At 68.0% G+C, this 23,760-nt stretch carries 30 protein-coding genes and 1 tRNA gene; 7 read left to right on the top strand and 24 right to left on the bottom strand.

The features are described 5' to 3' along the window. Nucleotides 1-12: 12 nt before the first annotated feature. The 11 genes from MBA17_RS44265 to MBA17_RS50805 all read right to left on the bottom strand — a co-directional run bounded on the left by MBA17_RS44265 (nucleotide 13) and on the right by MBA17_RS50805 (nucleotide 8,417). Nucleotides 13-570 carry a glycoside hydrolase family 25 domain-containing protein gene (locus MBA17_RS44265; protein ID WP_238504486.1) on the bottom strand — a complete coding sequence of 186 codons (558 nt, stop codon included), beginning with the start codon at nucleotides 568-570 and terminating at the stop codon, nucleotides 13-15. Beyond that, nucleotides 570-782 (bottom strand): hypothetical protein, encoded by a 213-nt coding sequence (locus MBA17_RS44270; protein ID WP_238504487.1) that lies wholly within the window; start codon nucleotides 780-782, stop codon nucleotides 570-572. The genes MBA17_RS44265 and MBA17_RS44270 overlap by 1 nt, the downstream gene beginning before the upstream one ends. A 70-nt stretch (nucleotides 783-852) precedes the next feature. After that, the gene (locus MBA17_RS44275) at nucleotides 853-1,251 is read right to left on the bottom strand and encodes a Bbp16 family capsid cement protein (protein WP_238504488.1); all 399 of its coding nucleotides are present in this window, start codon (nucleotides 1,249-1,251) and stop codon (nucleotides 853-855) included. Nucleotides 1,252-1,266: 15 nt separating this feature from the next. Beyond that, nucleotides 1,267-1,569 carry a hypothetical protein gene (locus MBA17_RS44280; protein ID WP_238504489.1) on the bottom strand — a complete coding sequence of 101 codons (303 nt, stop codon included), beginning with the start codon at nucleotides 1,567-1,569 and terminating at the stop codon, nucleotides 1,267-1,269. Then, a complete protein-coding gene (locus tag MBA17_RS44285) occupies nucleotides 1,566-2,774 on the bottom strand; it encodes a phage major capsid protein (protein WP_238504490.1) in 1,209 nt (402 codons plus the stop codon). The genes MBA17_RS44280 and MBA17_RS44285 overlap by 4 nt, the downstream gene beginning before the upstream one ends. Nucleotides 2,775-2,848: 74 nt before the next feature. Further along, nucleotides 2,849-3,469: an HK97 family phage prohead protease gene (locus MBA17_RS44290; protein WP_238504491.1), complete on the bottom strand. Its 621-nt coding sequence runs from the start codon at nucleotides 3,467-3,469 to the stop codon at nucleotides 2,849-2,851. Between the two features lie 12 nt (nucleotides 3,470-3,481). Continuing rightward, on the bottom strand, nucleotides 3,482-5,548 hold the full coding sequence (locus tag MBA17_RS44295) for a phage portal protein (protein ID WP_238504492.1): 2,067 nt from the start codon (nucleotides 5,546-5,548) through the stop codon (nucleotides 3,482-3,484). Between the two features lie 2 nt (nucleotides 5,549-5,550). Then, nucleotides 5,551-5,739, bottom strand: coding sequence for a hypothetical protein (locus MBA17_RS44300; RefSeq protein WP_238504493.1), 189 nt, complete (start codon nucleotides 5,737-5,739; stop codon nucleotides 5,551-5,553). 23 nt (nucleotides 5,740-5,762) lie between these two features. Then, on the bottom strand, nucleotides 5,763-7,529 hold the full coding sequence (locus tag MBA17_RS44305) for a terminase large subunit (protein WP_238504494.1): 1,767 nt from the start codon (nucleotides 7,527-7,529) through the stop codon (nucleotides 5,763-5,765). Continuing rightward, a complete protein-coding gene (locus MBA17_RS44310) occupies nucleotides 7,498-7,890 on the bottom strand; it encodes a P27 family phage terminase small subunit (RefSeq protein ID WP_238504495.1) in 393 nt (130 codons plus the stop codon). The genes MBA17_RS44305 and MBA17_RS44310 overlap by 32 nt, the downstream gene beginning before the upstream one ends. Nucleotides 7,891-8,057: 167 nt before the next feature. Next, nucleotides 8,058-8,417, bottom strand: a complete 360-nt coding sequence (locus tag MBA17_RS50805) for an HNH endonuclease signature motif containing protein (protein WP_455432967.1) — start codon at nucleotides 8,415-8,417, stop codon at nucleotides 8,058-8,060. 125 nt (nucleotides 8,418-8,542) lie between these two features. Here MBA17_RS50805 and MBA17_RS44315 point away from each other — a divergent pair, with 125 nt between their 5' ends. Beyond that, on the top strand, nucleotides 8,543-8,773 hold the full coding sequence (locus tag MBA17_RS44315) for a hypothetical protein (protein ID WP_238504496.1): 231 nt from the start codon (nucleotides 8,543-8,545) through the stop codon (nucleotides 8,771-8,773). Between the two features lie 135 nt (nucleotides 8,774-8,908). On the opposite strand, the gene MBA17_RS44320 is transcribed toward MBA17_RS44315, so the two are convergent. From MBA17_RS44320 to MBA17_RS44355, 9 genes are all read right to left on the bottom strand, one after another. Beyond that, nucleotides 8,909-9,115, bottom strand: a complete 207-nt coding sequence (locus MBA17_RS44320) for a helix-turn-helix domain-containing protein (protein WP_238504497.1) — start codon at nucleotides 9,113-9,115, stop codon at nucleotides 8,909-8,911. Next, entirely contained in the window at nucleotides 9,112-9,789 is a 678-nt protein-coding gene (locus MBA17_RS44325; RefSeq protein ID WP_238504498.1) for a hypothetical protein, read from the bottom strand. The genes MBA17_RS44320 and MBA17_RS44325 overlap by 4 nt, the downstream gene beginning before the upstream one ends. Continuing rightward, complete coding sequence (locus MBA17_RS50810) at nucleotides 9,786-10,055, bottom strand: phage antirepressor N-terminal domain-containing protein (RefSeq protein WP_455432968.1); 270 nt, start codon at nucleotides 10,053-10,055, stop codon at nucleotides 9,786-9,788. The genes MBA17_RS44325 and MBA17_RS50810 overlap by 4 nt, the downstream gene beginning before the upstream one ends. Next, complete coding sequence (locus MBA17_RS44330; protein ID WP_238504499.1) at nucleotides 10,010-10,201, bottom strand: hypothetical protein; 192 nt, start codon at nucleotides 10,199-10,201, stop codon at nucleotides 10,010-10,012. Before MBA17_RS44330 ends, MBA17_RS50810 begins: the two co-directional genes overlap by 46 nt. Beyond that, nucleotides 10,201-10,368: a hypothetical protein gene (locus MBA17_RS44335; protein WP_238504500.1), complete on the bottom strand. Its 168-nt coding sequence runs from the start codon at nucleotides 10,366-10,368 to the stop codon at nucleotides 10,201-10,203. Before MBA17_RS44335 ends, MBA17_RS44330 begins: the two co-directional genes overlap by 1 nt. A gap of 457 nt (nucleotides 10,369-10,825) precedes the next feature. After that, nucleotides 10,826-13,819 (bottom strand): YfjI family protein, encoded by a 2,994-nt coding sequence (locus MBA17_RS44340; RefSeq protein ID WP_238504501.1) that lies wholly within the window; start codon nucleotides 13,817-13,819, stop codon nucleotides 10,826-10,828. Further along, a complete protein-coding gene (locus MBA17_RS44345; protein ID WP_238504502.1) occupies nucleotides 13,816-14,223 on the bottom strand; it encodes a hypothetical protein in 408 nt (135 codons plus the stop codon). Before MBA17_RS44345 ends, MBA17_RS44340 begins: the two co-directional genes overlap by 4 nt. Continuing rightward, a complete protein-coding gene (locus tag MBA17_RS44350) occupies nucleotides 14,220-14,546 on the bottom strand; it encodes a hypothetical protein (RefSeq protein ID WP_238504503.1) in 327 nt (108 codons plus the stop codon). The genes MBA17_RS44345 and MBA17_RS44350 overlap by 4 nt, the downstream gene beginning before the upstream one ends. Before the next feature lie 202 nt (nucleotides 14,547-14,748). Next, nucleotides 14,749-15,069 (bottom strand): helix-turn-helix domain-containing protein, encoded by a 321-nt coding sequence (locus MBA17_RS44355; RefSeq protein WP_238504504.1) that lies wholly within the window; start codon nucleotides 15,067-15,069, stop codon nucleotides 14,749-14,751. A gap of 652 nt (nucleotides 15,070-15,721) precedes the next feature. On the opposite strand from MBA17_RS44355, the gene MBA17_RS44360 reads away from it, so the two are divergent. The 3 genes from MBA17_RS44360 to MBA17_RS50815 are packed head-to-tail and all read left to right on the top strand — an operon-like array spanning nucleotide 15,722 to nucleotide 18,003. Beyond that, nucleotides 15,722-16,525 (top strand): helix-turn-helix domain-containing protein, encoded by an 804-nt coding sequence (locus MBA17_RS44360; RefSeq protein ID WP_238504505.1) that lies wholly within the window; start codon nucleotides 15,722-15,724, stop codon nucleotides 16,523-16,525. Nucleotides 16,526-16,581: 56 nt separating this feature from the next. Further along, entirely contained in the window at nucleotides 16,582-17,781 is a 1,200-nt protein-coding gene (locus tag MBA17_RS44365; protein ID WP_238504506.1) for a tyrosine-type recombinase/integrase, read from the top strand. Between the two features lie 45 nt (nucleotides 17,782-17,826). Then, nucleotides 17,827-18,003, top strand: a complete 177-nt coding sequence (locus tag MBA17_RS50815) for a CopG family ribbon-helix-helix protein (protein ID WP_455432969.1) — start codon at nucleotides 17,827-17,829, stop codon at nucleotides 18,001-18,003. Between the two features lie 94 nt (nucleotides 18,004-18,097). Here MBA17_RS50815 and MBA17_RS44370 read toward each other — a convergent pair. After that, nucleotides 18,098-18,170 (bottom strand) — tRNA-Arg (locus tag MBA17_RS44370). 34 nt (nucleotides 18,171-18,204) lie between these two features. Here MBA17_RS44370 and MBA17_RS44375 point away from each other — a divergent pair. Both MBA17_RS44375 and MBA17_RS44380 read left to right on the top strand, forming a co-directional pair. Next, nucleotides 18,205-19,440: a sensor histidine kinase gene (locus MBA17_RS44375; protein ID WP_238504507.1), complete on the top strand. Its 1,236-nt coding sequence runs from the start codon at nucleotides 18,205-18,207 to the stop codon at nucleotides 19,438-19,440. Then, nucleotides 19,437-20,075, top strand: a complete 639-nt coding sequence (locus MBA17_RS44380) for a response regulator (protein ID WP_238504508.1) — start codon at nucleotides 19,437-19,439, stop codon at nucleotides 20,073-20,075. The genes MBA17_RS44375 and MBA17_RS44380 overlap by 4 nt, the downstream gene beginning before the upstream one ends. Here the strand turns inward: MBA17_RS44380 and MBA17_RS44385 are convergent. From MBA17_RS44385 to MBA17_RS44395, 3 genes are read right to left on the bottom strand one after another with little or no spacing between them, the layout of a single operon-like run. After that, nucleotides 20,051-20,515, bottom strand: a complete 465-nt coding sequence (locus MBA17_RS44385) for a MaoC family dehydratase (protein ID WP_238504509.1) — start codon at nucleotides 20,513-20,515, stop codon at nucleotides 20,051-20,053. The genes MBA17_RS44380 and MBA17_RS44385 overlap by 25 nt on opposite strands. 10 nt (nucleotides 20,516-20,525) lie before the next feature. Further along, nucleotides 20,526-21,872 carry a hypothetical protein gene (locus MBA17_RS44390; protein WP_238504510.1) on the bottom strand — a complete coding sequence of 449 codons (1,347 nt, stop codon included), beginning with the start codon at nucleotides 21,870-21,872 and terminating at the stop codon, nucleotides 20,526-20,528. After that, complete coding sequence (locus tag MBA17_RS44395) at nucleotides 21,869-22,384, bottom strand: SigE family RNA polymerase sigma factor (RefSeq protein WP_238504511.1); 516 nt, start codon at nucleotides 22,382-22,384, stop codon at nucleotides 21,869-21,871. The genes MBA17_RS44390 and MBA17_RS44395 overlap by 4 nt, the downstream gene beginning before the upstream one ends. A gap of 64 nt (nucleotides 22,385-22,448) precedes the next feature. On the opposite strand from MBA17_RS44395, the gene MBA17_RS44400 reads away from it, so the two are divergent. Further along, complete coding sequence (locus MBA17_RS44400; RefSeq protein ID WP_238504512.1) at nucleotides 22,449-23,639, top strand: esterase-like activity of phytase family protein; 1,191 nt, start codon at nucleotides 22,449-22,451, stop codon at nucleotides 23,637-23,639. Nucleotides 23,640-23,760 lie beyond the last annotated feature (121 nt).

The following is a 23,760-nucleotide window of genomic DNA, read 5'->3' on the forward strand; positions in this document are numbered from 1 at the left end:
TCCGATGATGGGTCAGGTGCGGGCGCGGTAGAACCCGAGCGTGGCCCGCTCGCTCGTGGTCAGCCGCATCCCGGGGGTCGACCACTTCGCGGACCAGTCGCCGAGCCGTTCGGACTCCAGCCCGGTCGGGTTGGTCCAGCCGGCGTGGGCCAGGCGCAGGCAGATGCCCCTCACGTCATCGGGGATCGGGTTCCAGCCAGCGGTGTAGGCGACGTCGACGGCGCGTTCGATGCACGGCCAGCAGCCGCCGATACGGCGCAACTTGCCGTACCGCGACCACCGGTAGTCGTCGTTCTCGACCAGGACCTTGGCGTCCTCGTCGAGGTCTTCGATGACGCTCACCGCGGTGACGGCGGTGACCGGCCAGCGCGGCAGCAGCAGCACCGGGGTGCCGGTGCCGTCGATCTCGGCGGTTGAGTCGGCCAACGTGAGGGACTGGCCGAGCTCGGCGTCGATCACGCCGTCGGCCAGGGTCAGCAGGAGTTCAGCGCGTGCCGTCTCGGCCGCATCCAGCCCGCCGGCGCCGCGGCCCATGAGCACGGCGAGCTCGTCGGCGGTGGCGTAGGCCATCAGCCGGCGCTTTCGCTTTCGGCTTTGCCGCCGCGGCGGGCCCGGTTGGCGGCCGGTACGGCGGGGCGGGTCCGCGTGGCGTGCTCGTCGACCGCGCGGGCGAACCCGCCGTCGATCAGCTCCTTGGCCTCCTCGGGCGGGAACACGGCCCGCTGACCCACCTGAATGGTGCGGTCCGGGCTGGCGTACAGGGTCAGCATCTCGACCTGCATCAGCTGGTCCTTTCAGGTGGTGCCAGGCCCGGACGGCATGGGGGATGCCGCCCGGGCCCGGAGCGCGGAATCAGGCGGGGAACTTGCGGGGCTTGCCGCGCACGACGAACGCGGCGAACACGCCGCCCGTCGACGGGGAACCGGTCGCGCCGGTGATCGCCACGCGGACGTACCGCTTGATGCCCTTGTAGCCGACCTCACGGACCACGTTGTCGTCGGCCGCGGCCAGGGCGGGCTCGGTGCCGATCAGGTCCGCGTCGGCCACCGCGGTGAAGTTGGAGTTGTCGTCGGACTCCTCCACCTGGAAGGTGTAGAGGGTGCCGTCGGTGATGGTGCCGGAGGCGATCACCACGGTGGCGGCGTTGTAGCCGGCCAGGTCCACGCCGGTGCCGTTGGCGGTCGCCGTGCGGGCCGCCGGCGCGAGCGAGGTGGCGATGGACAGGTCGTTGACGTTGTCGAGCCGGGACATGACGAAGAGTCCTTCCTAGGTGCTTGCGATCGTGGCGGTGACGGTGGGCGAGCTCCCGCCCGTGACGCCGCCGAGCCTTGCCCTGACGTACCGCACCGCCCGCTGGACGCTGACCGCGGTCGGCCAGCTGCTGGTGTTGGCGAGGTCGACCCAGGTCGACCCGTCATGGGAGCCCTGCAGCTGCACGCTGATCTGACTCGGTGAACCCGTAGCGGTGACGAGCATGGTGTGGTTGGTCAGCACACCTTCGTAGTCCCGCGCCGCCCCTTCCTGAGGAGCGGAGGTAGCTGCGTCCAATGAGGTGAACGGCAGCATCACGCGCTCACCTTGACCCTGACGAAGGCCTCTTCCAGGGTCGGCATGGCGTCGGTCTCCAGCCGGCCGATGAACCCTACCTGGTTGGTCTCGGCGTAGAGCTCGTCCAGCCGCTGGATCTCCATGTTCAGAGCGTCGGCGATCCAGTAGAAGCTGAAGTCGGCGATCATGCCGACGTACAGGCCGTTGGTGAAGGTGTTCGGGACGAACTCCGACACGATGTAGGGCACGTCGAGGATGGTGTCGGGCCGGTCCCCGGCCAGGCCCGCCTGCCAGAGGTAGACCCCCTCGAGGTCCTTGAGCTTGCGGATCCGCTTGATCGCGTCCCGGTGCCACAGCCACCGGGCCCGCGCCCAGTACTGCGGCTTGAGCGTGTACTTGGCGTCGATCAGGCCGTCGCCGGTGACGTCGGTCGCCGAGCCGGTGACGACGTCGCGGCCGGTGGAGATGCCCTGGGCGGAGGCGGTGAACAGGCCGAGCGGCTTCTTGTTGCCGTCGCCGGTCATGAACGCCTTCTCCTGCGTCACGCCGAACTTGTACTCCATCCGCTGCCGGACGATCGCCTCGGGGCTCATCGCCGCCCGGCGCAGCAGGGTACGGCTCACCTTGACCCGCTTGGCCAGCGGGTTCGGGGACAGCTCGCGGCCGCCGAACCGCAGCGCGTCGTCCTGGCTGCCGGTCGCGACCTCCGATGTCCAGTCGGCGTCGTTCAGGTCGGTGTCCAGCGTGGGCACGCCGAGGCTCTCGCCGTCGGTCACCTGCATCACGTTGGCCAGGCCACGCAGCGGCACCGCGTCGTCGACGGCCTGCAGCAGCTGCTGCACCCACTGCGTCGGGGCGACCAGGTAACCGCCCTCGGGGTCGGTGCCCATGTTCAGCGCGCGGGCCTGCTCGGCGTTCAGGCCGCGGGCGCCGTTGCGGCAGAACGCGCTCCACGCGCGGGACTGGCGCTCGGCCTCGCTGCCGGAATCGGGGCCGTTCTTGTCCGGCACCGGCGGGGCGTCGAGGGCGACGCGCTTCTCCTGGGCGCGGACCCGCTCCTCCCGCGCGATGGTCGCCTCCAGGTTGTCGGCGTCGGTCATCAGCCGGTCGAACTCGGCCTCCTCCTCGCCGGTGATGGACCTGCTCGCCGCCTGGGCGGTGTCGAGGATGCCGCGCGCCGCTGCTGCCAGCCTGGCGCGCTCCTGCTTCAGGGCGTTGACGTCCACCCTTGCCTCCAATTTCGTTTCGGGCAGCCGCCAGCGCAGGGCCAGGACGGTCCTGTGGCGGAGATGGTGTGGGGTTACAGGGATGCTTCCAGGGCGCGCAGTCTGCGCGCCCGATCCGCTTTGACGGCGGGCGCCTGGCGGGGTGCCGGCGGGGTGAGAAGCGCCTCCAGGGCGCCGATGGCGTGCCGTACGGCACGCTCGTCGACGGGTTCGGTACGGCTGCCGCCGACCAGCGCCCGGGCCAGCGTGAGCGCCCGGTCGGGGTCGGCGACGGCGCTGGAATCCATCGGCAGCGGCACGACGCTGATCTCGTACAGCTCCCACCGCTCCGGGACGCCCCGCTCATCGATGCCGTACGCGCCGAACCCGATGGACACGGCGTTGAGGAACCGGCCGCGGACCTTGCGATCCACCGAGCGGGCGAAGTCGTCCTCGGGGTCGAAGACGATGTCGGCGCGTAGCGCGTCGCCGTCGATGCGGACGTTGTCGGCGCGGCCGATCGGCATCGACTCGCGGCCCCAGTACTCGTGGCCGTACATCACGACCGGGTTGGCGAGGTAGCGCTCCAGGTCGGCGCCGCCCATCTGCAGATCCAGGCCGTCGTCTTTCATTCCGGCGGTGGCGGCGACGAACGGGATCGGCCCATCGCCAGCGCGCTCGACGTCGGCGTAGCCGCGGACGTGAACCCTCTTCATTGGTACTCCTCCTTACGCGGGCACGATCTGGCAGTCGCAGCCGGGGTGCAGCGGCGGGTGGTGGACGTTGCGGGCGATCTGCAGCTGCTCGCCCAGGCCGAGGGAGGATCCCTCGACGGCGAAGGACTCCTCGATGCCGACGACCTTGCCGTCCAGCGCCCCGCAGAACGGGCAGTCGTCGCTGCCGAAGGTCACCCACTTCAGCGCGGTAACGCCGGCGGAGCGCCACACTTCGCGGGCGACCGCGTTCGGTAGTTGCGCGGTCTGCCAGCGGGCGATCCGCCCGGGCCGGTCCAGCACCCACGCGGCCAGCCGGTCCAGCACGGCCGCTGCCGCGTCGGCTCCGGTCAGGGCGGCGGCGAGCTGGCCGAGCTGGCTCGCGATCCGGTAGCCGACGTGTGAGGTCACGTAGGACTGCACCCACGTGGCCAGCTCGATCGGCTCGGTGTAGCCGACGTCGGCCGCCGCGTCGGCGGCGATCGCCGCCGCGAACTCGGCGAAGATCGGCCCCCACGCGTCGATGGTGGCCTGCCGGATCGGCCCCTCGTACAAGTCGGTGAGCTCGGCCAGGAACGCCGACTCCGATCCGCCGCCGGCGAGCAGCTGCTCGACCAGGGCGGTCACCTTCGCCTGCTCGGACTCGGCCAAGGTGCGGTCGGCGGCGGCGATGTGCTCGGCGTAGCGCTGCGCGATCTGCTGGCGCGCCTCGATGCCGCGGCCGCGGACACCCAGCCCGCGAGGCGGCTCCGGCTCCTCACCCTCCTCGTCGTCGTCCTGCTCCTGCTGGTCTTCGTCGGGGTCTGCCGGTGGAGGCGGTGGGGCGGGCGGCGGCGCGTTCTTCGCCTCCTCCAGCTCCTCTGGGGACGGGGCCGGCTTCATGTTGAGCGGCACCAGGTACACCTCGCCGCGGCCATCAGGCAGCGGGTTGCGGTTCTCCATCTCCGCGATGTCATCCGCCGACAGCCAGCCCCAGTTCCGGCCGATCGCGTACGCCTCGTACCGGGACTTGATGTCTCCGCGGAGCAGCGCGTCGACCAGGTGCTCGGAGAAGAACACCTCCCGCTCGGGCTCGGTGAGCAGCCGGGTCAGGATCGCCTGCTCCCAGCGGACCAGCCAGATCCGCAGGGCGGAGGTGACGTAGTCGAGGGCCTGGTGCTCGATGTTGGTGAACGTCGCCCGCTCCAGGTCGCCGATCTTGTGCGGCGGCAGGCGCAGCCAGCGCGCCATCTCCGTGACGCCGAACTTGCGGGTCTCCAGGAACTGGGCGTCCTCGGGCGGGATGCCGATGGTCTGCCACTCCACGCCCTCTTCCAGGATTGCCACGCGGTGCGCGCGGTCCAGGCCCCGGTGGATGTTCTCCCAGTCGAGCTGCATCCGCTTACGCGCCGGGTCCGACAGTTCGCCCGGGTGCTTGAGGACGCCGCTGGGACGACTCGCGTTGCCGAAGAACGCCGCGCCGTACGCCTCGGTGGCCAGGCCCAGCCCGATGGACTGCCGGGCGAGGCCGATCAGGGAGTAGCCGCGCACCCCGTCGCCGCCGAGTCCCGAGATGTGCAGGACCTGGTCGGGATGCAACATCACCTGCAGGCCGGTCACCTCATCGGTGTAGCGGTACATGAGGGTGAACGCGCCGGCGCTGGTGCGGGTGATCTCCGGCTTGACCCGGTTGGGGCGCAGCGGCCACAACTCGACCACGTCGCCGGCGCCGTTACGGACGATCTCGGCGTACCCGTTGCCCCACGTCATCGCATGGCCTTGCAGCGTCTCCCGCAGCGCCACCGAGGTCATGAACGGGTTGGGCCGGTCGTGCAGGATCCGGTAGAGCGGGTGCTCGGTGGCGCGGCGCTTGCCGCGCTCCAGCCGCTCGTAGGTGATCAGGGGCAGACTCGCGAGGTCCTCGGCGATGACGCGGACGCCGGCGAACAGCGGCGCGTAGTGCAGTGCGGTGTCCTCGTCGACGAACACGCCGGACGCGGTCGCGGCGCCGCCGGAGAAATACTCCTCGACCCACTTCTCCGGGGTCGCGATCCCGGAGGTGGGGTAGGAGCTGCCGCGCAGCATCGATCTGATCAGGCCCACGCTCAGTCACCTCTCTGCAGCGACGGCTTGATCAGTAGCTCGGACCCGAAGACGAAGACCAGGCCGAGCACGCCGTGGACGATCAGCGCGATACCGAATCCGAAGACGACGCACAGGCCGAAGAACAGGGCGAAGACAGACGAGATCGCCACCACGTCCAGCCCGTCGACCTCGGCCATGACACGACGCACGTGAGCCACGGTGCCCCCTTCCCTCACAGCGCGGACAGGCCACGCCTCTCGTAGATGGACGGGGCGGGCTCGCCGCGGCGGCGGCCGTCGATGCCGTACAGCAGGGTGATCATGCCGTCGATGCGGGATGCCTGGCGGTCACGGTCGGGCTTCACCGGCCGGACCCGGTCCGGGTCGTCAGCGGGGCTCTTGGCCTGCAGGGCGTCGGCCATCCACCGGGCGACCGGGTTCCCGCCGTGCATGAACGAGCCGTCCGCGGCCTTCAACAGCCGCATCAGCTCCTTCATCGGGTCGGTCATCTGCGAGTAGGTGGTGCCGGACTCGACCATGGCGATCTTCGTGCGCTTCTCGATGGCCTGCCGTACCGGCTCACCGCACCACTTGTCGTAGGTGACGTCCACGATCCGGAACCGGTCGTCGTCCTCCTCGATGGCGTCGTAGATCACGTCATAGTCGATCGTGTCGCCGTCGGTGAGGGTGACCCACCCGTCGCTCACCCACTGGGAGAACTGGCCGCCGGTGTGGTCATCCAGCGTCGAGACGACGCTCTCCGGGGCCCAGAACCGCCACCACGTCCACCCGTTGTCGAAGTGCAGGCACCAGCTGGTCATGTCCAGCTTGGAGGACAGGTCAAGCCCGCCCCACGCCTTACGCCCCTCGATCTTCGGCAGGATCCACTCCGGGTTCGGCGCGACCTCCCCGGCGCAGCCGTCCCACAGGTCCAAGCTGATGTACCGGGTCGCGGTCTGCACCCGCTGATTCGCTCGGAACTGCCGGAACGCGTTCTCCTTCGACCGTTCGTTCCGCGCCTCCAGCGCCTCCTGGCGCAGCGCGTCGCGGCTGAGGAAGTCATCCAGGCCGGGATTCGGCCAGCGCCAGTTCCGCTCATCGAACGCGTCCGTGGAGACGGGCAGATCCGGGTGGCCGGGGAACAGCCGGCGCAGCCGGTCCAGCTCCTCCTCGGTGCGCGGCAGCTTGCGGATGTAAGCGAACTGGTGCGGGGCCCGCTTGGGGTCCTCCATCACCCGGTCCGCCTCGTCGATGAACGACGCGCCGAAGCTGACCGGCTGGTTGGTCTCGGTCGTGATGCACAGGAACAGCGGCTGGATCCGCGCGCCAGCCGCGGTGCGCATCGTGTTCCACAGCGAGTCATCCGGCTGCGAGAGGACCTCGTCCAGAATGAACCCGTGCGGGTTGTGGCCCAGCTCGCCCATCGCGTCGGCGGGGATCACCTCGTAATACGACGCGGTGCGCTCGTCGACCAGGCGGCGGTTGTTCTTCAGGTGCTTGAGCCGCTTGTTCAGGACCGGTGAAAGCTGCACCATCCGCAGGGACGGCTCGAACACCTTCCCGGCCTGCTTGGTGTCGGCGGCCGCGCCGTACACCTCGGCCGACTCCTCGTCGTCACCGACCAGCAGATACAGCGCCGCCCCGGACAGCAGCCCGGACTTGCCGTTCTTGCGGCCCATGCAGATCGTCGCGATCCGGTACCGGCGGACGTAGCAGCCCCACTCACCGGAGTAGACGACCTCGCCGAACAGCGGCCGCACGATCTCATGCTCCTGCCAGAACGCGAGCGTGAACTTGTTGCGGGCGTGGGCGCCCTTGGTGTGCACCAGCAGCTCGGTGTAGAACGCCACCACCCGATCGGCCCGCGGCTTGCAGTAGTGCGCACCCCGTCTCTCGCACGACGTCCCGCGGAAGGTGTAGCCGCACGCCGGCCCCCTGCGGTCCCGCGGCCGCCACCGCTTGTCGTGGTCAACCGGAGAGGAGGTCTTCCGACGGGTCACGTCGAGCCTCCCCGGTGACGAGCTTCGCCCGGTCCGCCGGCGTCCACCCGAACCGCGACCCGAGCGAGGCGACCATGGCGATCGCCGCCCGCAGCTCCGACAGCGGCGACGCGGTCCCCGGCTTGGGCTCCCACGGCTGGTGCGCGGCCGCGACCTTCGACTGAGTCACCGCCACGCTCTCGCAGAACAGGGCGAACGCGTCGACGTCCCACGCGGTGAGCACGCCCCGCGCGATCCGGTCCGGCGCGAGCCGATCCCACACCGCCTGGCCGAGGTCGCTCAGCTCGAACGGCGGGACCACGTCGCCGGCGGCGGGCACGGGCTCGGTGGTGTTGATCCGGTCCTTGCGGTCCCCGTGCAAGATCTTCAGGTTCGTCGGCTTCCGAGGACGACCACGCTCTGTCACGATGCCCCCTCCGGATTTTTGTCAGCGCGAGATTCGACTCCCCCCCGCGCGTGTCGGGCCCCTCCCTGCAGGGATTCGACCCGCCCCTCCCCGCCGGAGTTCGTCACGTTGCGTGATGAATATCAAGGTCGTGGGGTGCGCGGGTTGCCGAATCCTCCGTCGTGCTTGGCTGTCTTGCGGCTGTGGCAGGGCCGGCACAGGGCTTGGAGGTTCCACTCCTCGTTGTTGACGGCGCTCCCGTCGATGTGGTCGACGTGCTGGGAGGGGGCGCCGCAGCTGGGTGCCTCGCACCATGGCCGTGACTTGCGGATCTTGGCGGAGAGGCGTACCCATGCCTCGTCGTATCCGAGTTGCTGGCGTGTGGGGCGTGGGCCCTGCTTGGTCTTGCGTGGTGGGCGCTGGCAGCCGGCGCATCGGCCGTCGTGCACGGATGGGTTGGGGCAGCCTGCTGCTGTGCATCTGCGTGGCGCGCGAGTAGGCATGGGCACTCACCCTGCTCGGGTGTCCGGATCCGGACGCGGGGAGGGATTGCCTCACCGTGTGGCTTATTGGACCGTTACCGTGGCGCTTCTGGGATCGGGGGATCGCCACGTCTATGGGGGTTCCGATGAGCTATGACCCGAACCAGCCGCCTTACCCTGGGCAGCCGTATGGGCAGATGCCGAAGAAGGTCACCGCTGTCAGCAAGAGGCGCGGCCTGGGCGGTCTGAGCCATACCGCCCATCTGATGCTCACGATCTTCACGTGCGGCATGTGGGGGATCTTCGTGTGGCTGCCGTGGTGGCTGTTCCGGATGGTCAAGCCGAAGAAGACCAAGACCACGTACCGCTACAAGTAGTCTCTGCCGCGCCGGGGAACGTGGCAGGCCTCGCAAGGCCGAGCGATCCCGGAAACGCGAAAGCCCCGCTCGGGCGGCGGGGCGGCGTCTGCGAGCATAGCTGTCGCCATGCGGTTTGATCAGTCAGTTCAAAGGCTAGCACCCAGCACCGCGTTTACGGTGCTTTCGTTTCCGGGTCTTCTCGGCGCGGAACACCTGGTCAAGCGCATAGGTGTTGGACCGGCCACTCTTCCCCGCCGGGGTGAGGTAGCCACGCCGTACCCAATTGCTGATGGCGGCCTCGGTGAAGCCGGTGAGGGCGACGACCTCGGCCGTGGTGAACACCTCCTCTTCGGCGCTCATGAGGCTTCCCCGAGGTCGTCGCGGAGGACCCGGGCGAGCAAGGGCCATTCGTTGGCCGGCCACCAGTGGCGGCGCGGCCGGGGATGGTGACAGAGGCACTCCACGTCGGTGCATTGGCACGAGGCATTGACGCACATCACCAGGCCGCGTTCGGGGAAGGCGCGCAGCGATCGGGAGTCGCAGACGGGGCAGCGCGCGTCGAGCTGGTGAACGGGCTCGGTGTCGCCCAGGGCCCGCCGGGCGGAGCGGGCGAGGCGTACGGCTTCCGCTTCGACGTGGCCGGCGAGGTCGTCTTGTACGGCGATGCGGTCGAGAAGGCCAATGATGCGGGTGATGCGGGCAGCGGTGGACGCGCGGTGGAGCGGAGTGAGGCCGAGCCGGTCGGCGACCGCGGCCTCCAGTTCGGCGACGCCCACGGTGATGACGGCCAGGGCGTCGAGCACGGCGAGGTCGAGCGGGGCGCGGCCGGTGCCGAGGGCTTTAATCCCCTGCGCAAGGTTCCCTTCTTTAGCGTCGCGTTCAAGGCGGGCGAGGGCGTCCATCTGGCCGCGCTGGTCGGGCGTGAGGTCGCGCTGGCTCCAGCGGCGAGGAGTACCGGGGGCGAGGGCGTCCTCGAGCGCGGGGAGGGCATCGCGGACCGTGGCGAGCGCCTGGTAGGTGTGGTCGATCGTCACTGCGCCTCCCGGGTGTTCATCATCAAGCGAGTTTTGCCATCAGCGGCAACCGCCTCCCTCTGGGAGGTAGTTGCCCAGGAGCGACGCGCGAGCTTCTTACGTTGCGGCTCCCAGTCCAGCCTCATCGCCTCGATGGTGGGCTTGAGGACGACGAGCGGCTCGCCGTCGTCGCTTCGGGCGGACCCGGGCCCGCTAAGGACGGGCCCGGCCCCGCTGGTGGTCACTGGCCTGCGGCCTGGACGGCGGAACTGAGCGCCTCGTGCCACATGTCGAGGGTCTTCTTGGTGTGGGCGAGGCAGAGGTGGATGAAGGCGTCAGGCGTCTGGTCCATTGCCGGGTTGGGGCAAGGGTTGTGGTCGGCCTGGCGGTAGCGGCAGCGGACGGCGCGCTCAGTGCCGGGACTGAGGGACATCAGGGGAGCTCCTTCGGTGCGTTGTGGATGCTGGCGGCGATGTCGGGATAGCGGTTCAGCTCGGCGGCGAAGAGGCCCACGAGGGTTTCGTTGAGCCGGTCGTCGATGCGGGTGAGTTCGGCGCGGATGTCGTCGAAGGTGGGCTCTTGGCCTGGAGTGGCCGGCATCTGGGCCTCCTGGAGATCGGGGGTGGCTGTGGACACGCAGAGTGAGGCGGACCCCTTATCCGGGATATCCGGGATATCCGGGATGCTGGGAAGTCCTGATCCCTCGATCGGTGACCGTGGGTAGAGACAGCGAGAGGGATGTATATACAGAGAGTAGTTTGATCTTGTACTGCTGTATAAGGATGGAAAGGCTCGAAACCCTCACTGAGCTGAGCTTTCCGGGATGTCAGGCTGCTATCCGGGATGCGCTCATCCCTTATCCGGGACATCACACACAGCGGCGAGCAGCCATCCCCGAAGCTGTCCTTACTCACATCGGAGACCTCCCGGCATCCCGGATATCCCGGAAAGCCTGGATAGCCGCGTCCTAGCAGGTCAGACGTCCCGTTCTTATCCGGGATGCATGTCCTGGGCGCATCCCGGATATCCCGGATAGCGGTGCACGGAGCGTGGCCGGTCACGCTGCACTCTCCAGCAGCGTCGGGTGGGACACGAACAGCCCGTCGCCGAGCCGTCTACCGTCGCTCCCAGACCGCGCCACGGAGGCGAGCCAGCCCTGAGCGGCCAGAGAAACGAGTACCGCCCGCGCGCCCTGTGCTCCGTGGTCCTTCATCCACTTGCGGCCCTTGAGCCCCTGAGAGACGTCCTGGACCGTGAACTCTCCGATCCCCTTGCGGCGGATCCAGGCGAGCACGTTCTGTGCGGGCTGCTCCGTAACCGTGCCCTCGCGTCGCTGAGCGGCCCCCAGGACGGCGATGGCGTGCTCGATGCAGTAGTCGGCGATGGTGAGCGCGTCGAGCATGGTGTTCTCGTGGATGGGCTGTGAGGGCCGGTATCCGGCGGCCAGGTGCAGCAGGGCGGCGATCCGGATGGACGTGCCGGTGAGCCTGCTCAGCCAGCCCTTGAGCGCGGCGAGGTCTCCGGTGTCGGGGTCGACGCGCAGTTCAAGGTGGCGCCGCCATTCCAGGTGCAGGGCTTCGGCGTCGTCGGACACTTGGAGGGCCACGGGCGGCTTCAGGTCGCCGTCGTCGTCGTACTTGTCGCCGTCCGGGAGCACGACGTAGAAGGCGGTTCGCACGCAGTAGCTCCATGCTTCGGACAGGTGGTTCGGAACGCGCGGCGGCTTTGAGTCGCGGCGCCCTGCGAGGGACTCGGGGCGAGAGAACAGGAATCGGTTGAGTAGGCCGCGTTCGGTGACGGCGATGTTCCCGAGGGCTTCGGCGATGACGACGGGCTGCACGGACAGGGACACCGACAGGGATGCCCGCTCGATCTCGAAGGGTTCGCGGCCGGTCCGGTCGAGCCGGTACGGGGAGCTGTCGAGCGCTTCGAGGAGGAGGTCGACGTTGGGGGCTCCCTTGCTGTAGCGGCCCAGGGCGACGCCGAGCAGGGTGCCTTCGGAGGAGATGTGCCCGATGTGGCCGCCTTGGCGGTGCATGACCTGGCCGAGCGCTTCGAGCGTGACGTCTCCCACGAGGAACTGCGGCCGGGCCGGGCCGGTGAGGGCCTTGATGGTTTCCTTGACGGTGTCGAGGTCTGCCAGCAGGTCGTTACGCTTCGACCCCTGGGCGGTGGACAGGTCCTTGATGACCTTCTCGCGGGTCGCTTGGGCAACCTGGAGGGCTTCGGCGTTGTCGCCGAAGTCCTTATCCCACTTCTGTCGCTGCTCGCGTTCGAGGGCGTACACGGGCGGTGTGATCTCGGCGAACGCCCGGCTCTTGCCTTCACCGGAGTCCATGAGGGACGCGATGTAGAGGTTGAGGGACCGTTCCCGCCATTGCCCGTTGACGGTGGCGTATCCGCCGATGAGTGCGGCGAGGGCGCCGAGCATGGCGAACGCGACGACGTCGGCAGGAACCTGGCAGTACGTGGCGACGGCTTCGGCGAACTTGCCGAGGTCGCCGGGGAGCGTGTGTGTGGGGAACGGGGGGAGCTGGGTGGGCTGGGTGTCGCTTCCGGGGATGCTCCATGGGTGGGCGGCCAACTGGTCGCGTGAGGTGAAGACGCCTTGCAGGACTTCGGCTTCGGCGGCGGCGCCCATGATGACGCGGACGTCGGGGCCGCTTGTCTGCTGCTGGTCGCCGGTGGGCGCGTCCTGCTCGGGGTTAGCCTGCTCGCCGGCGGGCGGGGTGGCCTGGTCGCTGCTCGGCGGCGCGGCCGTGGGGGGCTGCTGTCCGGCGAGGTTGTACAGGTCGTGGGTGGCCTGCTCGCTTCGGGCCGGCGGGGGCTGGTTGACCCACGGCGGGATGTTGCACCGCTGTCGGATGTGGTCGAGGACGCTGATGGGCAGGCCGGTCACCGAGCTGCTCGCGGTCGGGTCTCCGGCGGCGGCAGCCCGCAGGTCCTGCCCGGCGGCCCGCTCGTCGCCCCGGTAGTAGAGGTGGGCGAACAGGCGGCCCATGGTGAGCTTCTGCCCGGCGCCGGAGGGAAGTGGGGTGCTCTCGGAGTGGTTCACCGCAACCGGCACCCCGTTGTATCCGCACCGCACCGAGTACTCCGAGTCGGCGGACGATCCGGAGTACTTCCACAGTTCGGCGCCGTCGCGCTCGGACCGCACGTAGGAGAACCCGGCGGGCTCCAGCAGATCGCGCCATTCGGCTGCTTCTCCGAGCGCGTCGAACGGGCCGACGCTGCCGGGTGCGGTGAAGGGCGTGCGAGTGCGGGGCGGCGGCCCGGTGAAGCCCTGCTTCGGCGGGGCGTGCCGTGCGGGCTCGGGAAGTTCGATGTCGTGGGCGATGCCGCCGAGTTCGTCGAGCTGGTAGCGGGCGTTCGGCCACTCGACGATGTCGCACGGGCGGCTGAGCCCGGCCTTCCGGTTGATGGTGCCGGGGATACGCAGGACGCGGTCAAGGTTCCCGACGCCCTCCCCGTAGGCGTAGCCGAGCCGCTCGGCGGCGGCCTTGATGATGTGCTGCCAACGGGAGGACAGCGCGGTGAGCGTGCCGACGTCGTCAACGAGGTGTGGCTGAGCCAGAAGCCACCACGGGTAGATGCCGCCGCCGGAGTGAATGATCAGACTCGGCTCGGGAAGGCCGGACTCGGCGATGACCTGCTTCGCGGCCTCGTAATCGGGCGGGAGCGGCAGCGTGATGTGCTGCTTGTGGGTCTTCGTGCAGTCTGCGGAGCAGACCTCGTGCTTGTGGCCGGGGCCGACGATGTCGATGTCGGCCCAGAACCCGGGGAAGGCCAGGGACAACTCAGCGCTGCCGCGCTTCCCCTCGGAAGGGGCTTCCCGCAGCGTGGTGCATCGCGCGTAGATGCCCTTCTTGCCTTGGGCGTCCAAGCGGCCTACGAACTCGGCGGCAGCAGCCACGCCGGGCTCGTCGGTGGCGAATGTCTCGCTGCGGTTCGTCTCCGCCTCGAAGATGCTGATGAGCCCGGGGGAACCGCCGTGGAGGGTGGTGAGCCACTCGCCGACCCGGGCGAGGTCGGCGCGAGTGGGGCCGGTCATCGCAGGGCCTTCGCGCGGTCGTGGGCGACGTTGAGCACCTGCATGGCTTCGGTGGATCCTCCTGCGTCGGGGTGAAGCACGCGGGTGAGAGCGCGGAACGCCTTCTCTCCCAGCTCAGGCGACAGGGCGGCGAACATGGCCTCGGCCCAGGTGCCGCCGCTGGTGCGGCGCGTCCCGGGGGGCGGCGGCGGGGCACTCTTCTCGGTGCGGATCACCTCAACCCAGAAGCGGGCCTTGATGAGGTCGGCGTGCAGGTTGCCAACGAAGATGGAGGGGATCGTCCACACCTTCTCTGTCTTCAGCCACCTGCTTCCGGGGATGGCCTTGACGATGTCCTTCGCCTGGAACGGGGAGTACACCTTGGCGGTGTCGCCGTCGATGACGATGCGGACGGTGGCGCTCACCGGCCGCTCCCGTCGTCGAACTGCTGCTCGTGCTCGACGGCCAGCTCGACGGACTGGAGGAACGCGGACACGCCGGGACCGTGCGCGGTGACGTTGACGTGCTCGACGTCACGGAGGAGGTAGCCGAGGGGCAGGCCGGCATCGGGGGCGACGGCGGCGAGACGGCCCTCGATGACGATGTCGAGGGTCGGGGCGACGTCGCCGGTGTTGGCGACGGCGTCTTCGACGGCGCGGCGGCTGAGGTAGCCCTTGTCGGTGACGATGGTGATCTGGGTGCGCCACGTGATGTGTGACGGCTTGGGTTCGTCCTGCTCGATGTGCATGTGACGCCTTCCCGGGTCGTTCTGGGAGGCGGGCAGGATGCCGGGCTGATGGGCCTTTACGTACGGTCTTGCCGTGCGGGTGGCTCTCAGAGGGTGTGCCCGGGGGTTGTGCTGCTGGTGAGCACTTCCCCGCCCGTCATGGTTGCTAGAGGACTGACGTGACGGCCCGGCCGGGGCGTGGCGCGGGCTGATGACGGGCGGGTTAGTCCTTGGCCTGGCGAAGGGTCGCGATGTAGTCGAGCACGGCCTCGCGGGGCACGCGACGTCCCCGCTTGCCGATCAAGATCGACTCGATCTCGCCCGACTTGACCATGGCGAAGGCGTAGGTGCGGCCGATACGGAGAACGTCCGCAGTCTCCTCGACCGTGAGGAGGAGAGGCAACTCCATGGCGGTGTCGACGGATCCGCCGGCGATGAGCGGGAGCAGGGTGCCGTCCGAGTAGACGTTGTAGTAGCGACCGGAGTGGCGGCTGATGCCGACTGGTTTGGGGAGGTTCTGGGGCGACGCGCCCTCAGCGCCCATGCGGGGAGAAGGTGCACCCAGGGTTTCCGGGCGTATGCCTTGATGCATAGAATCGCGCACGACTCTTGCCTCTCGTTGGTTGAAGCGCCAGCTAGGTGGGAGTCATCCGCCCTCAGTGGGGACCACGTGCGGCGGCCGGAGCTGGAACTCCGGCTGTTCGCACCCCCACTGGGGGCTCAGTGCTTTGTGGCCTCCACCGGACCACAGAGGACGTAGTCGATCTCAGCCGAAACCTTTTTAGCAGCGCCTGTACCCTGAGCACAAGTCGATGGTTGCGCACGACGCAAGAGATGACGTCAGAGGGCATGCGCGGGTTCCCGCAAGATCGCCCGCGCTGCGGAAGGGTGCGGATGTCTCACTGTGTCTCACGCCGTCTCACGCCGTCTCATCGTGGCAGCACGGCCGCCGGGTGCTACAACATGCAACAACGCGGACAATCCGAGCTCTCCGCCGAGGGAAGTGGGGACCGCCCGCGGGGACTGTACCCCGCGGCGAGGGTTAAGGTCTCGCTTGAGCTCTACAGACAAACGTTCGAGAGCGTGGATGTCGATCCAACCGAGCGAAGACAGACTTAGACAGACCTGTTCTTGCGTGCACGCATCAGGTCCAGTACAGTTCGCCTGACATCACGCAAGTCTCATGGAGTACACGCATGGAGGACACCACCAGGGCTTTCGCCGAGTGGGTGAGCGCGACTGCCCGCGGGCTCGGCTTCCGGACGGATGCCCAGCTAGCTAAGGCTCTTGGCGTTCAGCAAAGCACGGTGACTCGATGGCGCACGGGCAGCCAGCCGCAGATCAAGCATCTAGTCGCAATCAGCAGGCTGTTCAAGATGAAGATCGAGCCCTTGCTCGCCTTGTCCGGCCACGTGCCACCGGAGCTTCTCAGTAACAACGAGGTGCCACAGTCGCCGCTTCCTGTCACGGCCAGTCAGCGAATGATTCGCGACGCGCACGTACCTCTAGAGGTCAAGGAGGTGTTCGAGCGCTATTGGGAATCACGACTGCGAGAGGAACGCAACCGCCTGTCTGCTCTCATGCACATCGCTACCGATGTCGGCGACGGAAGAGATCTAGAGTCCACAATGGCCGAGCACGGTGAACGGGCACTGGAAAATAAGATGGCAACGCATCTTATGGATGCGCTCGCCGAGTCACAGAAGGCTCTAGACGGGTTAGCGCCTGGCAGCGGGCGGCGGAAAGCTCGCCGCAAACGCCCCACACTGAAACGTGGCGAGATTTTGGATATCACCCTTCGCGGGGTTACCCATGCCAAGGTAGTGGCGCTGCCCGAGGGGGCATACCGCTTTGAGTTGCTAGACGCCGACAATGCGGCTCTCATCGTGAGCTCCCCCTACGAGTCAGCGAGCAAGGCGCAGGAGGCACTTAAGACATTAATGGATTCCATTGCCATTGAGCCAAAGGTCGCCCCCGACGCAACGGAGGAACAACTGTGATGAAAGGTAGATCCAGGGCGAACGGTGAGGGTAGTTTCTACCAGCGCGCAGACGGAATGTGGATAGGTACCGTCACCTTACCGAACGGCAAACGTAAACCGGTCAGCTCGAAGAACAGGAAAAAGGCTCAGGAGAAATGGCGCGAGCTGCAACGCCAGGTCGAGGAGGGTAAACCCATAACCTCTGGCCGCGGCGTCACCGTAGAGCGGTATCTCAAAGAGTGGATCGACGTCACGCTCAAGCAACGCGTGACCGCCGGCCGCATGGCCGAGTCCACGCGCATCTCCTACTCCGACCATGTCCGCCTCCACATCACGCCGCATCTCGGGGGAGAGCAGCTCACCAAACTCACCCCCGGACAGCTACGCGAGTGGCTCATGGAGTTGCAGAAGAAGCCTTCGGCCAGACAGAAGAAACCAGTCGAGGGCGAGGAACCACCCCCCATCGCGCTGCTGTCAGACCGGACGGTGAACTACTGCCACGCCATCCTGCGGGCCGCCCTCACCACAGCACGCAAGGACGAACTGGTGACGCGAAATGTCGCCGAGCTCGTCGAGCCGCCATCGGGAAAGAGCTCGCGCGGTACGGCCCTCACCGCCGCGGAAGCCGACCTACTGTTCGCCGCCGCCGTGGACGATCGGTGGGGCGTGTTGTGGATGACAGTCCTCGGCCTCGGCCTGCGCCGAGGCGAGGCACTCTCACTGCGCTGGGATGACCTCGACCTGGACGCGGGCGTCGTCAAGGTCGGCCCGTCGCTACAGCGGATCCGAGGCGAGCTGGACGAGGAGACAGGCCGCCGTCGCGGCCGCCTCGCCGTGGTGAAGTCGAAGACGGAAGGGTCGGATGCCACCTTGGCGATTCCGGCCGCACTCGTGAAAGTGCTGAAGCAGCACCGCAAGGACCAGGCGGCCGAGCGGCTGGCGGCGAAGTTCTGGGCCGACCCCGGGCTGGTGTTCGCCACGTCGGTGGGTACGGCCATCGAGCCGCGGAACGCGAATCGTGCGTGGAACACGTTGTGTGATCGGGTGGGGATCAGCCGGCCGAACGGGCAGCGGGTCCGCATCCATGATCTTCGGCACACGGCGGCAACGTGGCTGCACGGTCAAGGCGTGGACATGAAGACGATCCAGGGCGCGTTGCGGCACACGCGGCTGGCGACGACGAGCGAGGTTTACACCCACCTCTCTGTCGAGGTTCAGCGGCGCGCGGCGAAGTCGATGAACAAGGCGCTCGGGAAGCTGGGGAAGGCGAAGTAGCGTGCTTCCCTTCCCCCTTGTAGTCGCCTGTAGTAGGTTGTAGTCATGCCAGAGAAGCCTACGAGTGTTCGTCTGTCGGATGCGCAGAAGCAGGCCCTTGACGCCATCGGAGAGCGTGAGGACCGAAGCCGTTCGTGGCTGATCTCGAAGGCGATCGACGAGTACATCGGCCGGCACCGCGCTGGGGGCGAGACCGCAGCGAACGGAGGTGAACCCCAGTGAACGAATTGCGGTTGCTACAGCCGTTGCTACAGTCCGCCCCCGAACACGACTCAGGGAGTCCCTTTAGATCAAGGAACTCCCTGGTCAGCATGTGCGCGGCCGGGAGGATTCGAACCCCCAACCTTCTGATCCGTAGTCAGATGCTCTATCCATTGAGCTACGGCCGCTCGCTGCTTAGGAAACTATAGCGGGTATTGCCCCGTGACTCGAACCGGATTGCCACTGAAGCCCTACATCGTTCGATGTAGGGCACGTCCATCCTTGGTGGGGAACCTGAGGGCGGGGGGAAGTGGTGTGATGGGGGGTATGAGGCGAAGTCTGATGTTCGCGGGTGCGACATTCGTGGCCGGGCTCGTCTTGCTGGCGGTGGGTGTCTACACCGAGCGGGATACACCGCCGTGGCTGCTGGTGTTTCCGCTGCTCGTCGGGTGTGTGGGGGTGGCGCTGCGGAGGCGGGCTCCGATGGCCACCCTTGCGCTCGGTGTCGTGGCGGTCAGTGGGGACCTGGCGCTCGGACCTTCGGTCGCCACGATCGTCATCTTTACCGACAACCTGTACGCGGCCACGCTCTATGGGCCCCGGCGGTACATCAACTGGATTCTCGGGTTCGCCGCCGTGATGGCGGTGGGGGCGGGGACGGCGGCCTTGTACGTCACGCACGACTGGCGGACGGTGGCATTGATGGGAGTACAGGTGGGAGTGGTGGTGACCACGCCGGTTCTCACCGCGGTCCTCGTCAGGCAGCATCGGGACCAGGCGCGGGCGGAGCGGGCGCGGGCCGAGCAGGTGGCCCGGCTGGTCGAGCTGGACCGGCAGGCCGCGGTGAACGCCGAACGGACCAGGATGGCCCGCGAACTGCATGACATGATCGCCAACCATTTCAGTGCGATCGCGATCCAGTCGACCGCCGTGCTGTCGCGCAAGGACCTCAGTCCTCAGGCTGTGAGCAAGGTGCTGGAGAGCATCAGGGAGAACAGCGTTCAGGGCATGTCCGAGATGCGGTCGATGATCGAACTGCTTCGGGAGGAGGGCGAGGAGGCGGAGGCGATCCGCCGGCGGCTGGCCGACTCGGCCGAACTCGTCGAGCGCTCTACGCAGTCGGGGGTGGCGACGGAGCTGGATGTGTCCGGTTCCGCTCGCGACCTGCCGCCCTCGGTCGACCTCGCCGGGTACCGGATCGTGCAGGAAGCCTTAACCAATGTCCTCAAACACGGTGACAAGAGGGCAAGCGTCGTGATCAGCTACGAATTGGAACATGTAACGGTCACGGTGGAAAACGCGGTTAACGGTCGGACGAACGAGCTTCCAGGAGCGGGAGCCGGTCTGATCGGTATGCGAGAACGAACCGCGCTGGTCGGCGGGGAGTTCGAGGCCGGGCCGTACGAGGGTGGCTGGCGCGTGCGCGCCACGCTGCCGACGAAGGAGCAGCCGTCATGACCATCCGGGTCCTGGTCGCGGACGACCACGCGGCGGTGCGCGCCGGAATTGTGCTCATCCTGGATGGCGCCGACGACATCCAGGTGGTGGGCGAGGCGGCCGACGGGGAGACCGCGGTCGAGATGGCCTTGCAGCTCTGCCCTGACCTGGTGTTGATGGACGTTCGCATGCCGCGTCTCGACGGACTGTCGGCGACGAAACGGCTGAGCGGGATCACCGATGTGCTGATCCTCACCACGTTCGACGTGGACGAGTACGTCTTCGGGGCGATGCGGGCGGGCGCCGCCGGGTTCCTGCTCAAGAACACCGACGCGAACGCGCTGGTGGAGGCGGTGCGGGTGGTGGCGCGCGGCGACGGGCTGATCTCGCCGACGGTGACGCGCCGCCTGATCTCCGCCTTCGCCAAGAACAGTACGACTCCCGCCAAGGAGCGGGAGCCGCACGAGAATCTGACGCCGCGTGAGTGGGAGGTGCTGGCCTGCATCGGCCGTGGCCTGTCCAACGCGGAGATCGCACGCGAGCTGGACATGGCGGAGGCCACGACCAAGACGCACGTCAGCCGGGTGCTGAACAAGCTGGGCCTGCGCAGCAGGGTGCAGGCGGCGATCTTCTACGGGGAGTCGGCGGGGACGTAGAGGGAGAGGGTCTCGGCCACGCAGGCGGGGCGCTTCTGACCCTCGACCTCCACGGTGATGCGCATGTTGGACAGGGTGCCCGACGGGGTGCCCTTGACGTCGACGATCTCGGCCCCGGCCCGGATCCGGCAGCCGACCGGGACCGGCTTGGGGAAGCGCACCTTGTTGAGGCCGTAGTTGATGCCCATCTTCAGGCCGTCGACCTGGTAGAGCTGCTCCATGAAGGCCGGCAACAGGGCCAGGCTGAGATAGCCGTGTGCGATCGTGCCGCCGAACGGGCCGGCCTTGGCCTTCTCCTCGTCGACGTGGATCCACTGGTGGTCGTCGGTGGCGTCGGCGAACAGATTGACCTGCTCCTGCGTCACGGTTCGCCACTCGGTGTATCCGAGGTGCTCCCCTTGGGCGGCCTTCAACTCGGCAAGGTTGGCAAAGGTCCTCATATCCAGAACCTTATTCGGCCGGCGGCACGGCCGCCAGGTTCAGCACCACGAAGTCCTCGGCCTCACCGACGATCTCATCGCTGCAGCTCTGGCCGCCCGGTTTCGCCGTGGGCATGTTCTCCGGCAGATCCATCTGCTCGATCTGCTCCTTGGTCAGCGTCTTGCAGGTCTTCTTGGTCTTGAGGGTTCCCGCCTGCCAGTAGTAGACCGAACCCGGCGAGGAGGAGATGCCGGACCCCACGCTCGACACCTTTCCGTCTTCGCTCGTGGCGCCGATTTCGGCCGCCTGCCCGGTCGTCAGGTCGTAGACCCCGGAAGGGATTTGTATGAATCGCCCTGACCGAACGGCCGACTGGTCGCCGGCGGTCTCGCGGAGCGTCGTGCGTTCGGAGCCGTCGACCCGCTGCACGACCATGTCCTCGCCGGCGCGGCCTGTACACCATTCCGGACTGCAGCGCAACCCTTTGACCCCGTCCGGCACCTGGGGCGTGAGTCGTTCACCGGTCTCCACATTGACCAGAAGAGTCTGGTTCTTCTCCCAGTCATCGTACTTCTGGACATCCCCTGCCCAGGGCCAGTCGATCAGGTGCAGCCCTTCAGTGCCGGCCAGCTTCTCCGGGGAGCCCCCGGTGATCGGCATCCGGTAGACACCGCCGGAGGTCACCGACCAGACGACGTGTTCCTTCGTCACCGCGATCTGGTCCACGGCCGCCGCCTCGCCGGTGAGCTCGCCGATCCGCGTCGCCGAACCACCGGACCGCGGCATGGTCCACAGGTCGGCCCAGGCGGTGTCGTCGTTCGGAGTCTCACCGAACCACACGATGTGGTCGTCGCCGGCCTCCACGTTCTGCGCGAAGTAGCCCCGCACCCCTTCGGGCTCGGGCATGTCGCCGAGGATCGTGCTCTTCTTCGCCGCGGTGTCCCAGATCTCCAGCCTGCCCGCCTTCTCGAAGGAGGACTCTGCCGTGAGCAGGATCTCGGTGGCGTTCAGCGCGGTGACCGGGCGGTACTTCCAGCCGTCCGCCGCCTTGGCCGGCATCGTGCTCACCGCGGCCGGCCAGAGCTCCGCGGCCGGCTTGGCCTTGGGGACCGACGTGGTCGCCGCCGGCGCCGGTGTCTCGACCATGGTCATGGCACCCTCATCGCCCCTGTTGGTGAAGGTGTTCGTGACCACGGTCGTGCCGGCTCCGATGACCGCGACCACGCCCGCCGCCGCGAGCGCCATCTGGAACCGTCGCCGGCTGCGAAGCCGTCTCCGCCGGGCGAGGTCGCCGGCCAGATCGCCGAGAGGCTCGGGCGCCGAGTCGCCCGCCTCTTTGAGAGCGCGGACGAGCTCCGCCTCAGTTCGTTCCCTCATTGCGAAATCCCCGTTTCCAGGACGGCGGGAAGCGCCGCCCTACGCACCCGTAGTTTGGCCAGGGCCCTGGACGCCTGGCTGCGGACCGTGCCGGTGGAGACGCCCAGAATCGCGGCGATCTCCTGGTCGGACAGGTCCTCGTAGTAGCGGAGGACCAGCACGGCCCGCTGTTTCCTCGGGAGTGCGTGCACCTCTGCCCACAGCTCCGTGTCGGCGGAGGCCCGGTCGAACCCCTTGTCCTGGTAGCCCTTGTCCGGCACCGCGTCGACGAGGTGCTCGCGGCGTCGCCTGCGCCACCAGCTGATGTGCTGCCTGGCCATGATCGTGCGCACGTATCCTTCGGGATCGTCCTTTCTGTGCACCCGCTCCCAGGTGTCGCCCAAGCGCAACAGCGCCTCCTGGACGAGGTCGGCCGCGTCCTCGGCGTTGCCTGTCAGGACGAACCCGTACCGGTACAGTGCGTTGCCGCGCGCCCGCACGAACTCCTCGAAATCCACGCTCCAGGGACGCATCGGCCCCCCGTTCTGTTGCACGTTGTTCGGAAGTGCTTCATGTGGTGGCTCTACCGTGCCCGCCATGAGACGCATCTCCATCACGGTGGGAACCGCCGTACTGACCGCCGGGCTGCTGGCCGCGGGTCCGGCGCAGGCGGAACCCGGGCACGGCAGGGCCACGCTGACCGGCTTCGCCTCGCTGCCCGCGCAGACCTTCGTCCCCGGCAGCGAGCCGTCGGGGACGCAGTTGGGCACCGCGCCCGTCAACGGCGTGACCCCGCCGTTCAGCGGGCAGCCGGTGCAGGGATTCAGCGGCATCGTACGCCGCCACGACGGCACCTTCGACGTGCTCTCCGACAACGGCTACGGCGCCAAAAACAACAGCGCGGACTTCCTGCTACGGGTACACCGGATCAAGCCGGACTTCCGCGACGGCACCGTACGGGTGCTGGGCGGCTTCAACCTGTCAGACCCGCGCGGGCTGGTCACGTGGCCACTGACCCGGTCGGACCGGACGCTCACCGGGGCGGATTTCGATGTCGAGTCGATCGTGCGCGCGGCCGACGGGACCTATTGGATCGGTGATGAGTTCGGACCGTTTCTGCTGCACTTCTCCCCCTCTGGCAAGCTGCTCGACGCGCCGATCGAGCTGCCCGGCGTGCGGGCCCCGGAGCACCCCCACCTGAACGGTTCCGAACCTAACCTGGGCCGCAGCAAGGGGTTCGAGGGAATGGCGCGATCTGTGGACAACCGCAGGCTCTATCCACTGCTCGAAGGAACCGTGGCCGGCGACCCGGCCGGAACTCTCCGAATGTATGAGTTCGACCTGCGGAAACGGGCCTACACCTCGCAGCGCCTCGGCTACCGGCTGGAGGATCCGGCCAACGCGATCGGCGACGCCATCTCCGTCGACCGGCACCGTTTCCTCATCATCGAGCGCGACAACCTCCAGGGCGACGCCGCCGCCTTCAAGCGGATCTACCTCGCCGACACGCGTGACCGCAACCGCGACGGCTTCCTCGACAAGACGCTGGTCGCCGACCTGCTCGACCTGGCCGATCCGCGCGGCCTGGGCGGCTCGGGCGAGACCTTCCGCTTCCCGTTCCAGACCATCGAGGACGTCGTGATCCTCGACGACCGCACCCTCGGCGTGCTCGACGACAACAACTTCCCGTTCGCGGCCGGCCGTACGGCGGGCAAGCCGGACGACAACGAGTTCATCACCGTACGGCTCGCAGAACGCCTGAAGGCGGACCCCCGGGTCTACCGCTGACACCTGACCTTTCTCGCGACGGCGTGAACCATCCAGGGCGGTGATGCGTCTTTCCAGCCAGGGAGGCCGACGATGAATCACCTCACGGCGGACCTCCTGGATGCCGAGCTCCGCCTGGAAC

This window comes from Dolomitihabitans soli, from assembly GCF_022213955.1.
GTDB lineage: Bacteria > Actinomycetota > Actinomycetes > Streptosporangiales > Streptosporangiaceae > Streptosporangium_A > Streptosporangium_A soli.